The organism is Empedobacter sp. UBA2044 (assembly GCF_002333005.1).
Classification (GTDB): Bacteria; Bacteroidota; Bacteroidia; order Flavobacteriales; family Weeksellaceae; genus Empedobacter; species Empedobacter falsenii_B.
Map to the genome: position 1 here is coordinate 63,203 of NZ_DDBA01000028.1, position 12,822 is coordinate 76,024.

11 protein-coding genes are annotated in these 12,822 nt (G+C 32.4%); 4 read left to right on the forward strand and 7 right to left on the reverse strand.

Annotated features, from left to right (window positions below; all coding sequences use genetic code 11):
* Positions 1-43 precede the first annotated feature (43 nt).
* The 4 genes from B4E59_RS04675 to B4E59_RS04690 form a co-directional block, all read right to left on the reverse strand.
* Positions 44-562 carry a hypothetical protein gene (locus B4E59_RS04675; protein ID WP_038330521.1) on the reverse strand — a complete coding sequence of 173 codons (519 nt, stop codon included), beginning with the start codon at positions 560-562 and terminating at the stop codon, positions 44-46.
* The gene (locus B4E59_RS04680) at positions 559-987 is read right to left on the reverse strand and encodes a hypothetical protein (RefSeq protein ID WP_038330520.1); all 429 of its coding nucleotides are present in this window, start codon (positions 985-987) and stop codon (positions 559-561) included. Before B4E59_RS04680 ends, B4E59_RS04675 begins: the two co-directional genes overlap by 4 nt.
* Positions 988-997: 10 nt before the next feature.
* The gene (locus B4E59_RS04685; RefSeq protein ID WP_125349474.1) at positions 998-2,167 is read right to left on the reverse strand and encodes a sigma-54-dependent transcriptional regulator; all 1,170 of its coding nucleotides are present in this window, start codon (positions 2,165-2,167) and stop codon (positions 998-1,000) included.
* Positions 2,168-2,265: 98 nt separating this feature from the next.
* Positions 2,266-3,906, reverse strand: coding sequence for an AMP-binding protein (locus B4E59_RS04690; protein WP_038330517.1), 1,641 nt, complete (start codon positions 3,904-3,906; stop codon positions 2,266-2,268).
* A 218-nt stretch (positions 3,907-4,124) separates the two neighbouring features.
* On the opposite strand from B4E59_RS04690, the gene B4E59_RS04695 reads away from it, so the two are divergent.
* The gene (locus tag B4E59_RS04695) at positions 4,125-4,616 is read left to right on the forward strand and encodes a DinB family protein (protein WP_084106811.1); all 492 of its coding nucleotides are present in this window, start codon (positions 4,125-4,127) and stop codon (positions 4,614-4,616) included.
* Between the two features lie 30 nt (positions 4,617-4,646).
* Here the strand turns inward: B4E59_RS04695 and B4E59_RS04700 are convergent, their stop codons facing one another.
* Positions 4,647-6,176 carry a SulP family inorganic anion transporter gene (locus B4E59_RS04700; protein ID WP_291051723.1) on the reverse strand — a complete coding sequence of 510 codons (1,530 nt, stop codon included), beginning with the start codon at positions 6,174-6,176 and terminating at the stop codon, positions 4,647-4,649.
* Between the two features lie 180 nt (positions 6,177-6,356).
* Between B4E59_RS04700 and B4E59_RS04705 the strand changes: the two genes are divergently transcribed.
* The 3 genes from B4E59_RS04705 (at position 6,357) to B4E59_RS04715 (ending at position 11,326) form a co-directional block, all read left to right on the forward strand.
* Positions 6,357-9,155, forward strand: coding sequence for a TonB-dependent receptor (locus tag B4E59_RS04705; RefSeq protein WP_291051726.1), 2,799 nt, complete (start codon positions 6,357-6,359; stop codon positions 9,153-9,155).
* 6 nt (positions 9,156-9,161) lie between these two features.
* Entirely contained in the window at positions 9,162-10,211 is a 1,050-nt protein-coding gene (locus B4E59_RS04710) for a phytase (RefSeq protein WP_291051729.1), read from the forward strand.
* 473 nt (positions 10,212-10,684) lie between these two features.
* Complete coding sequence (locus B4E59_RS04715) at positions 10,685-11,326, forward strand: DUF6266 family protein (RefSeq protein ID WP_291051732.1); 642 nt, start codon at positions 10,685-10,687, stop codon at positions 11,324-11,326.
* Positions 11,327-11,405: 79 nt separating this feature from the next.
* Here B4E59_RS04715 and B4E59_RS04720 read toward each other — a convergent pair whose 3' ends face one another.
* Both B4E59_RS04720 and B4E59_RS04725 read right to left on the reverse strand, forming a co-directional pair.
* Positions 11,406-11,666 (reverse strand): helix-turn-helix domain-containing protein, encoded by a 261-nt coding sequence (locus tag B4E59_RS04720; RefSeq protein ID WP_125349469.1) that lies wholly within the window; start codon positions 11,664-11,666, stop codon positions 11,406-11,408.
* A gap of 294 nt (positions 11,667-11,960) precedes the next feature.
* Positions 11,961-12,821: a glycerophosphodiester phosphodiesterase family protein gene (locus B4E59_RS04725; RefSeq protein WP_291048451.1), complete on the reverse strand. Its 861-nt coding sequence runs from the start codon at positions 12,819-12,821 to the stop codon at positions 11,961-11,963.
* Position 12,822 lies beyond the last annotated feature (1 nt).

Consider the following 12,822-nt stretch of genomic DNA (forward strand, 5'->3'; position numbering starts at 1 on the left):
TAAAAAAATCCAGTTAAAAAACTCTAACTGGATTTACTAAAAACTATTGTTTATCTAGTTTTATTTTGTCTTGACCTTGTTGCAATTGATACAACTCTATAATATCCTCAATTGGATAATTAAACCAATCAACTTGTTTTTTGATTTTCGAATTTTGATCTAAATACAAATATGTCGTGAATTTCATCGCTGGAAACTTCATTCCATTATAGGTATAAGGCGAAAATTCTCCGTTTGCAATAATCATCGAATCGTTAGAAAATAATTCATTTACTTTCAATAATTTATTATTTTCATATTGCATCGTTTGATCACTCCAACGAATAATATCATTCAATAAATAACGCGGGTCTACCGTAGAACCTCCCGAATATTGTGCTACATTTTCATATACCAAACTATCATTGTAAAAAGACAACATTTTCTTGTAATCTTTTCGAGATGAATAATTTTCGAAAAAACGTTTTCCTAATTCATCATTTTTACTGGCTGAAGAAGAATTACAACTTACTAAAAAAGTAATTGCAATAAGACTTAAAATCCATGTAAATTTTATTTTCATTTGTCTGAAATTCTTGTTAAATAATTTTCACCATTATCATCAGCCATTCCATCTTCATTGAGAATCATAATCTCCGAATTGTCCGACCAACGTAAAAATTGAAAAGGTAATTTTTTCTTTTTTGAATCAATCTCCATCAACGATCCATCATCTTTTTTGAATAATTCTCCGTTATAAGATTGACCTTTGTATTCAGCAGTAAATTTATCATCTGCTAATTTCAAAACAATTTTATCCCCAAAATATTTTCCTTCAAAAACACCCTTATAAACAAGCGTTTCATTTGTAAAAACAGAATTTTTTTCTAAAGACAATACATCTTCATGCGATAAGCTATCTGAACTTTTATCCACTTCTACATTGTCCTTTTTACAAGAAAATAAAAAGAGTTGACTGATAAATAGCAAAAAGAAAATCTTTTTCATCTGAGATGAATTATTTTTTCACGAATTGTTCAACATCTTTTCTCGAAATTGGATCATCACCCAAAATCAATAAACGTTCAACAACATTTCTTAACTCACGAATATTTCCTGACCAATCTAATTCTTTCAAAGCATCATACGCTGAATTATCAAAAGATTTTTGACTTGTTGTATCAGTAATAAAATGTTCAACCAAAGCAGGAATATCATCTTTACGATCATTAAGTGCTGGAACATTAATGATAATTACCGCTAAACGATGGTATAAATCCTCGCGAAAACGACCTTCCTCAATCTCTTTTCGTAAGTCTTTATTTGTTGCAGCAATTACACGAACATTTACATTAATCTCTTTCTCAGAACCAACTGGCGAAACTTTTCCTTCTTGTAGCGCACGCAAAACTTTTGCTTGAGCAGAAAGACTCATATCCCCTATTTCATCTAAAAAAATTGTTCCTCCATTTGCCAATTCAAACTTACCTTGCTTGTCTTTAACAGCTCCAGTAAACGATCCTTTCACATGACCAAACAATTCACTTTCGATTAATTCAGCTGGAATTGCCGCACAATTCACTTCAACCAAAGGTTTTACATTACGATTACTTTTCTCGTGTAAATGATGAGCAACCAACTCTTTACCTGTTCCATTTGGACCAAGAATCAATACACGAGCGTCTGTAGCAGCCACTTTATCTATAATTTGTTTTACTTCTGCAATTGCAGGAGCATCACCAATCATTTCATATTTTTTAGCAACTTTTTTCTTTAAAGCTTTATTTTCTTTCTTCAATTCTTTATTCGAAGACAGCAACGATTTACGGTCTAAAGCATTACGAACAGTCGTCAATAATTTATTAAGATCTGGTGGTTTTGAAATAAAATCGTACGCACCTTTTTTGATCGCATCTACAGCCAAATCAACATCTCCGTGCCCCGTTATCATCACCATTGTTAAATCAGGATTGTATTCCATCGCTTCCGATAAAACTTCCATCCCATCTTTCAACGGCATTTTTATATCACTTATAATTAAGTCGTATTCTTTTTCTTTTATTTTTTCAAGCCCTATAGCTCCGTTTTCAGCTTCATCCACATTCCATTTTGGATTTTCGTCCATTAAAATGCTTTTCAAAACGTTGCGAATTGCCTGTTCATCTTCGATTAATAAGATATTTGACATCGTTTAGATCGTTTATTTTTGTAAAATTAAAATAGACTCAAAGATAATTGAAATTATTATTTTTGAGTCTACTTTTGATATAGATTTTAATACTTTTTTTAAGATGTTTTCACTTTTCGTGCATTTTCTAAACCTAATTCTTTTATAGAAACTTCTCTCATTTCTATTTTTCGAATTTTCCCTGAGATAGTCATAGGGAATTCTTGTACAAACTTCCAATATTTAGGACGTTTGAAATGAGCAATGGATAAACAATAAGCCTTCAATTCGTCTTCTGTTACACTAATACCATCTTTCACTTTCACCCAAGCCATTACTTCTTCTCCATATTTGATACTTGGAACGCCAATAATTTGAACATCAGAAATTGATTCATGTTCGTACAAAAAATCTTCAATCTCTTTTGGTGAAATATTTTCTCCTCCTCTGATAATAATATCTTTAATTCGTCCAGTAATATTAATATAACCATCAACATCCATAGTCGCTAAATCACCAGTATGCAACCAATTATTTTCGTCAATAACTTGCGCAGTTGCTTCCGGATTGTTCCAATATTTTTGCATGACGGAATAACCTCTTGTACAAAATTCACCAGCAATTCCACGAGGTAAAATATCTCCTGTTTGCGGATCAATAATCTTAATTTCTAAATGATCTTGAACTGTTCCAACCGTCGAAACTTGCTTTTCTAAAGGTGTTCCGATAATAGTTTGTGTAGAAACTGGCGAAGTTTCTGTCATCCCATAACAAATCGAAACTTCTTTCATATTCATTTTAGCTTGCACTTTCTTCATAATTTCAATCGGACAAGGCGAACCAGCCATTACACCAGTTCTCAAAGATGTTAAATCGAAACGATCAAAATTTGGTAATTCTAATTCCGCAATAAACATCGTCGGAACTCCATAAAGTGATGTACACTTTTCCATTTCGACTGCATTTAAAGTCTTTGCAGGATCAAAACTATCCGAAGGAATTACCATACAAGCGCCATGCGAAGTACACGCCATATTACCAATTACCATTCCGAAACAATGATAAAATGGAACAGGAATACAAACACGATCACGATGCGTATAATTTAATCGAACACCAATAAAAAAACCATTGTTCAATAAATTATGATGCGTTAAAGTTACTCCTTTTGGAAAGCCTGTTGTTCCAGATGTATATTGAATATTTACAGCATCATCAAACTGAACAGATTGCTCTATTTGATGCACTTCTGAAGTCGAAATTTCTTCTCCTTTAATCAAAAAATCATCCCAATTTTCTTCAAAAATAATGATATGTTTTAGTAATTTCGCATTCTCTTTTACATTATTCAACATCACTTTATACTCACTTGTTTTGAAGCTTAAAGAAGCAAAAACTGCAGAAATTTCAGCTTGATTTAATACAAATTCGAGTTCATTTTCACGATAAGCAGGATTCAAATTAACCAAAATCATTCCCACACGGGCCGTTGCATATTGTAACAATGTCCATTCCGCACGATTTGGCGCCCAAATACCTACGCGATCTCCTTTTTGCAAACCAATTGCAATCAATGATTTTGCTATTTGTTCGGTTTGTGAATAAAATTCTGTATACGTCGCTCTATAATTTTGATCTACGCAAACCAAAGCCTCTTGTTGCGGATATTTTGCAACTGTATTTCGTAAATTTTCGCCAATTGTTTCTCCTAAAAGAGGATATTGTGATGCACCACTTGAGTATGATAAGTTAGAAATCATGCGCTTATATTCTATGTTTTTAAAATTACTTTCCAACTCAAACTTAACAACGATTTTCAGGAAAATAAATTTATCAAATACAAGATTTATGATTTCTAAAAGAATCGTATTTTTTTATTAAAATCAAAAATGAATTCAAAAAAATGAAGGTTTATTTTTAACAAATACTTAAAATAACTCCATCAAATTATCCTTAAATTGTAAAAAATTACTGAAAAATGAATACAATAAACCACGACAATTATACTTCTATTTACGATGGAATAGAAGTTGTAGATGCTTTACAGACACGTATTGCTGACATCAAGAAAACATTAATAATTGTAACAGAATTAGATAAATGGGATTATGCATATGCAGAAGGTAAATGGACTATCAAAGAAATGATACAACATTGTATAGATTGCGAACGTATTTTTTCTTATCGTGCGCAACATATTGCGAGAGAAGATTCACAAACATTAAATTTCTTCGATGAAAACGCCTATGTATTGACTTCGAATGCAAATGAAAGAAAGCCTGAAGAATTAATAAAAGAATGGACTAATTTGATGAAAGCAACTTACTTTCAGTTTGAATCTTTTAATGATCAAACTTTAAACAAAATAGGAAAAGTTGGTAATCGAGAGTATTCTGTTGAGAAAATCGGTTATGTAATGGCTGGTCATTCCATCCATCATATGAATGTAATTAATGAACGATATTTATAAAAAAAGTCAGCTTCTAAAAAGCTGACTTTTTTATTTTGGCATCACATTATAAGTCGGATCTTCTTCGATATTAACTTCGATAACGCTTTTAGCATTTTCTAATAATCGGATTGAATCTTTACTCAAATGTCGCAAAATTACAATTTTATCTTGTTGTGCATATTTAGATGTAATAATATTTAAAGCTTCGATTGCACTCATATCAACTATTCTACTCTCTTTCAAATTTATAATAATTTCTTTTGGGTCAGAATTAATTTCAAATTTTTCTAAAAAAGTAGAAGTCGAACCAAAGAAAAGTGGTCCATAAATCTCATATATTTTTCGTCCATTTTCATCAACAGATTTACGTGCTCGAATACGTTTAGCATTATCCCAAGCAAAAACCAAAGCCGAAACAATAACACCTACAAAAACAGCCAAAGCAAGGTTATGTAACACAATCGTGATAATCGCCACCAAAATACTTACAAACACATCCGATTTTGGCATTTTAGTTATCAATTTAAAAAATCCCCACTTAAAAGTCGAGATTGCAACCATCATCATTACACCAACAAGTGCTGCCATTGGAATTTTCTCAATCACTGGAGCACCAATTAGAATAATAATCAAGATTGTAATTGCACCAATTGCTGGTCCTAATCTCGAACGAGAACCTGCATCTAAATTAACAAACGTCTGAGCAATCATTGCACAACCTCCCATTCCACCGAAAAAACCATTTGTAATATTTGCAGCACCTTGCGCCAAACATTCTTTATTCGACGAACCTTTCGTTTCAGTCACCTCATCCACCAAAGTAAGCGTTAGCAAAGTTTCAATTAACCCAACCGAACCCATAATAATCGAATAAGGCAAAATAATTTTCAAGGTTTCTAACGTAAACGGAACACTCGGAATATGAAAACTTGGCAATTCTCCTTTGATACTCGCAATATCACCAACAGTCTTTGTATCAATATGAAATCCAATTACCAATAGAAAAGTCACAAGAATTGCAACCAAAGAAGCTGGAATAATTTTCGTTAACTTCGGAAAGAAATAAACTATCAGAACCGTAATTAGCGTCAATCCAGCCATCGTATAAAAAGGTGTACCACTCAACCAACTCGTTATTCCATTCGTAGTTGATTTGAATTGTTCTATTTGTGACATAAAAATAACAACAGCCAAACCATTTAGAAAGCCATACATAACAGGTTGAGGAATTAAACGAACAAATCTTCCTAATTTGAAAACACCAATTACTATCTGGAAAACTCCTGCTAAAGCAACCGCAGCAAAAATATATTGCTCACCATACGTTGCATTCAACGCGATTAAAGTAATAACGGTAGCACCTGCTCCACCCGCAACCATCGCTGGTCTTCCTCCAAAAACCGCCGTTACAATTCCCATGATAAATGCACCATATAAACCTATTAAAGGTGATAAACCAGCTAAAATTGCAAACGAAAGCGATTCAGGAATCATTGTCATAGCAACAGTTAAGCCGGCTAATATTTCGTTTTTATAATTTATTTTTTGATTGAATTTTAAATATTCAGCAATCGACATCAGAAGTTTTATTTCATGCAAAAGTAACAATTACTACGCATCTAAAATTAGTAAAAAGCTAGATTAAATATCAAATTACATACTAATCATTGAAGTAATTTTATAATTGTTAAATATTCTTAATAAATATTTAACAATTAAGATATATAGCAAATGTATTTTTGACGAAATTAATTTCTAATGAAACATCTTTTAAAACTCTCCTTATTCATTCTAGGTCCATTCGTTTTGGCTCAAAGCGGTGTTATCTCAGGAAAAGTTGTAGATTCTAACGATCAATTTTCGTTACCAGGAGCTACAATTCGCATCGAGAATTCCAATAAATATACTGTATCTGACCAAAATGGTAATTATCAATTTCTAAATCTTACACCTGGTATTTATACCATTTATATTGATTATTTAGGATACGAAACCATCTCAAAACAAATAGAAGTTACCGAAAATAAAACAGCAGTTATTGATTTTTCTCTAAACGCAGGTTACAACGAACTAAATGAAGTTGTTATAGTTGGAGATTATTTAAAAGGGCAAGCAAAAGCATTGAATCAACAAAAAAATAACGGAAATATTACCAATATTATTTCTTCAGATCAAGTTGGTCGTTTTCCCGATTCTAACATCGGAGATGCGTTAAAACGTGTGACTGGAGTAACAATGCAAAACGATCAAGGAGAAGCCAGAAACATTATCATTAGAGGTCTTTCGCCTGAATTAAACTCAGTCATGTTGAATGGTGATCGTATTCCGTCTGCCGAAGGTGATAACCGAAATGTACAAATGGATTTGATTCCTGCAGAGATGATTTCATCTATAGAAGTGAACAAAACTTTGACGCCAGATATGGATGCAGACGCAATTGGTGGAGCTGTAAATTTGATTACGCGTGCTGTTCCAAACAAAGAGCGTATTTCTATAACGGCTTCTGGTGGTTATGCACCAATTCGCGAAAAAGGCTTGTACAATTCAGCTTTTTTATATGGAAATAGATTCTTTGACAAGAAATTAGGTGTGGTTGTTTCAGGAAGTTATCAGGTTCAAAATTTTGGTTCGGATAATATCGAAGCAGTTTGGGACAAAGATGAAAATAAAACCTATTTGTCACAATTTCAGATTCGTAAATATGACATTCAACGCGTAAGAAGAAGTGCGTCTTTTTCGTCAGATTATAAGTTTAATGAAAACAATAGAATTGATCTTTCTGCTATTTACAATTGGCGTGACGACCGAGAAAATCGTTATAGAGTAACTTATCGCGATTTAGAATTTGATGAAAAAACAGGAACTTACAAAGGAAATATACGTCGCCAAACAAAAGGTGGAATTGATAATAACCGCAATAAAAATACGCGTTTAGAAGATCAACGTGTTTACAATGTTTCGTTACGAGGAGAGCATTTATTATCACCAAAAATGGATATGGATTGGGCTGTTTCTTACTCAAAAGCGAGCGAAGACAGACCAAATGAGCGCTACATTGATTATCGTGCAAAAGGTGTTACGTTTAATGAAGATTTATCTGATGCAAAATATCCAAATGTAACAACAACTTCTGCAGAAGATTTGACCAAATTCAAAGTTAGTTCGTTATCAGAACAGCACAATTATACAGATGAAACAGAATTTGGTGCAAAGCTTAATTTCAGAGTTCCCTTAAGTGTTATCCCAAATCAGAAAGGACGTTTACGTTTTGGTGGTCGCCTTCGATTGAAAGACAAAGTGCGCGAAAATATTTTCTATTCGTACGAAAGCATAGATGGAATGGGAAATTTGAGTACTCAAAATCCTGTAAATTGGTCAAGCAATCGTTTCAATGCTGGTAAAAAATATCAAGCTGGATATTTCTATTCAAATCATCAATTAGGAAATTTAGATTTAAACAATACAAATCTATTCAAATCTAACTTAGAGCCTTCTAAATATCTAGCCTCTAACTATAAAGCGAAAGAATATATTTCGGCAGGATATATTCGTTGGGATCAAGATTTATCATCTAAAACATCTTTAATAGTTGGTGTTCGTATCGAAAATACTTCGATAGATTATGCTGGGAATTATGTGCAAGACGAGGAAGATTTGATTGGAGAAATCAAACACAAAAATGATTATACCAATGTTTTACCAAGTCTTTCTTTGAAACATAAATTTACAAATGATTTTATTTTGAGAGCGGCTTTCACAACAAGTATTGCACGACCAAATTATTACAGTTTAGCACCTTTTGTAAGTGTTTTGAAAGAAGATACAGAGCTTTTTGCTGGTAATCCAAATCTAAAAGCGACTTACGCCATGAATTATGATTTGATGGCTGAAAATTATTTTGAGAATATTGGAATTGTTTCGGGAGGATTCTTTTACAAAAAGTTAAACGATTTTATCTATACGTACAAAAACAATACATTTACAACAAATGATTTCCAAACGCTTTTTCCTGACATTGCAAATCCTGTTCCTGCTGGAGAAAACTGGAAAATGACACAAGCAAGAAATGGAGATCACGTGAATGTATTTGGGTTTGAAGTAGCTTTTCAACGTCAATTAGATTTTATTCCAGGTGAATTTTTCAAACATTTGGGAATTTATCTTAACTATACATACACCGATTCGAAAGCGAAAGGAATTACCAATGAAGATGGTGATTTGAGAGAAGATCTTGATTTACCAAAAACAGCTCCGCATATGTTTAATGGTTCGTTAGCATTTGAGAACAAAAAGTTTTCTGCACGTGTTTCGGTTAATTATACAGCCGCTTATTTAGACGAAATTGGAGGAAATGCTTTCGAGGATAGTTACTATGACAAACAATTATTTTTGGATGCAAATGCGTCGTATAAATTCTCGAATCAATTGCGAATTTTTGCAGAAGCAAACAATTTAACAAATCAACCTTTGCGCTACTACCAAGGAGTTTCGAGTCAAACAATGCAACTCGAATATTATCAACCACGTTTTACTTTAGGTCTAAAATTTGATTTCTAAACAATTATGAAAAAAATATTCTTCACATTATCACTCTTCACTATTTTATTTTCTTGTGAATCCTCTAAACTGGCTCCAGTTCCTACAAATGCGGTAAAACCAACTGTTACAACAGAGCAAACACCAAATGACACTGATGATCCTGCAATTTGGATCAATTATCAGAATCCTGAAAAATCACTTATTATTGGAACAGACAAACAAGAAGAAACGGGCGGTTTATATGCCTATGATTTGAATGGTAAAATCGTAAACCAAATCGTTCCACTTAATCGTCCAAATAATGTAGATGTTATGTACGGTTTTCCTCTGAATGGAAAAAACGTAGACATTGCAGTACTTACCGAACGTGCAAACAATAAAATTAGAATTGTTTCGCTTCCAGATTTTAAATTGATTGACGATGGCGGAGTCGAAGTTTTCAAAGACGAAACATTACGAGACCCAATGGGAATTGCGCTCTACAAAAGCAAAAACAACAAGTTTTATGCAATCGTTGGTCGTAAAGACGGTGTAAGTGGAGAATACCTACATCAATATGCATTAGAAAACAAGAACGGAAAAATAGAAGCAACTTTAGTACGCAAATTTGGAAATTATTCGGGTAATAAAGAGATTGAAGCCATTGCAGTTGACGAAGAATTAGGCTTTATTTATTATGCTGACGAAACAGCAGGAATTAGAAAATATTATGCTGATCCAGAAAAAGGAAACGAAGAAATTGCATTTTTTGGGCAAAAAGATTTTAAACGCGACCACGAAGGAATTGCAATTTATAAAACCAATGCAACAGATGGCTATATCTTAATTTCGGATCAACAAGCAAATTATTTTAATGTATACAAACGACAAGGTGAAGCTTCAAATCCGAATGAACACAAATTGATTGCTAAAATCCCAGTTTCTACTATCGAATGTGACGGAGCTGATGCTATAAACTTCAATTTTGGAACTAAATTCCCAAAAGGTTTCTTTGTTGCTATGAGCAATGGAAAAACATTCCAAATCTATGATTGGCAAATAATTCAAAACGAAATTGATAAACAAGCAAAATAATTATACATTCACACATAAAAAATCCGAGCTCATAGCTCGGATTTTTTAGTTATATAGCAGCACCTTTTTTGTCAATATAACATCATTTGCACTTATATTTTTTTGTAAACAAAGCCAATCAAAACAAACTTTATGAAAATTTTCTACATATTTTCTACATAAAAACTTCTACTCCACTTCATCGAACAAACATCAAACAAACATCGAAGAACAAATATAGAATAGATATAAAACTATCGAAGATTTATCGAAGAATCATCGAAGAATCATCGAAAAAAACAAACATATAAAAACAGTATACAACTAACAATCAATTGATAGTCAATTATTAGAAAAGACAAAAACAGATAACCATGGAAAAAGAAAGAAAAATAAGGAAAAATCCTGACAATTAGAGAAATTTTAAGAAAATAGAATTTTTGTCAATATATATTGCTGAACTTTAGCATAATAACCCCTAAAAAAATAAAACAATGGGAAAAATTTATGATTCACTTTTAGCAGGCTCTTCAGGACGCACAGGGCGTATAGTTGTAGCAAATGTAAATGGTCACGAGATTTCAAGAATCAGACCTAAAAAAAGAACCAAAGCACCATCAGAAAAACAATTACTCGTTCAGCAAAGAATGAAACTTGCCATAGACTTTATGACCTCATACAGAGCCTATGCTTGCAAACATTATGGTTATCGTACAGGCATGCGATCTTCTTACAATCAAGCGTTTACCAACATCACAACAAACCTTCTAATAGACTATTCCACAGCCACTATAACTCCAAATTACCAAAATATTTGTTTCTCCAAAGGTGCATTATTAGCCGCCATTCCATTATCTATTAGTTTAGTATCAGCCGCAATGGTCGAGATAAACTGGCAGAACAATGCTCCACCCACATCAGACAGAGCTACAGATATGTTACAAATATTAGTAGCAGTAGAAAACGAAAACAATACATTTTTTATTGAAAATGCAACAGAACGAATGAACGAAACTTACACTTTAAGCCTATCCAACTTTCAAATAGGTAAAACCCTACACTTTTGGATTGCCTTCCGTTCACAAACAGAAGACCAAGTGTCAAACTCAGTTTATTTAGGTGCCATTAGTACTTAAAAACATATTCCTAAGGCTAAAATAATCTAATTATATTTAGCCTTAGGAATATTAAAGTTAAATGACCTACATAAAATTGTCAATCATTATACCTCTTCAAAATATCCAAAAACAATAAACTCCTCAAATAGTAGTTCTTAGAACCTAATCTAAAAAACTTAATCTCACCTTTTTTGCGACACCTATCCAGAGTCTTTTCAGATATACCAAACAATTCAGCAACCTCTTGATCCGTCATCAACTCATCTTTAGTCAATTTAAAATCCTTTGTACTATAACGTTCTACAAACTCCGCATAGATTTGCTGAAGTTCCAAAAATGTAAATTCTGTTTCCTTCATACTACAGCTTTTATAAAAACAATACACATTGGTAATTATTTAATAATGACTAATTTACAAATAAATAAAATATAATACCATATATTAAGCATTTAACTCACAAAGCTTGTTGTATAAATGAAGAAAATAGCCTCTCAAGAAGATAATAAGGCTGTAATCATCCAAGACTCTAAAATCACAAAATGAAAAGAATCTTTTTACATGAAAAATGCACAACTGAAATAAATTTAGTTAACCAAAAAAAAATCCTATTCGAAACAAATAGGATGTATTCTGCTAAATATTTTAATAAAATTACTTGTAGTTAATGAATTGCGAAGGATAATCTGTTTCAATAATATCTGGTCGAGAAATTAAATGCTGAATATAACCCCTTGCCCTTTCTATATCGGTTGGCAATTTATCCGTAGAAGGCGCAATGGCAATCATCACCATAACACCTTTTTTACGCAAATAAGCTATCATTTCTTTTTGTTCTTCTTTCACTTCCAAACCAATCCAAGCAATCATTCTATCATACGAAACATTTAGTTTCTCAAAACTTTCAACATCTTTCATCGAATGAAAAGGTTTCATAAACATTACATACTCAAGATGTTTTGCATAATAAGCAACCTCATCATCTTTTCGCAAACCTAAAACTACATTAGGATAAGGATTTTCTTTCAGAAATTTCACATAAGTTGCATACGGAACACCTTTATTATCCAATTGAAAAATAGTTTTTCCTTGACTCCAATCCAAAGCTTCTTTTAGTGTCGGAATTTTAAAATCAGTCAACTTTCCTTCCCTATCTTTTAATTTCGCATGTTTTATTTCAGCATAGGTATAATCTTTTACCTTTCCTTGCATATTTGTCGTACGATTCAAGGTATCATCGTGCATCAAAATAAGAACAGAATCTTTTGTAAGTTGAGGATCTATCTCAAAAAAAGAAGGCATAATAGACAAGGTTTTCTCAAAAGCCTCAATACTATTTTCAGGATAACCAGGCATCATACCTCCTCTATGTCCCGAAATAATAACAGGTTTATTTTCATCTTGTTCAAAATATGATTTCAACTCATCAAAACTCTTAATATCAACCGTATGCAACTGAGCATTAGCCACAGCAACTGTGGCTAAAACACTCAATAAACTAATTATTCTTTTCATA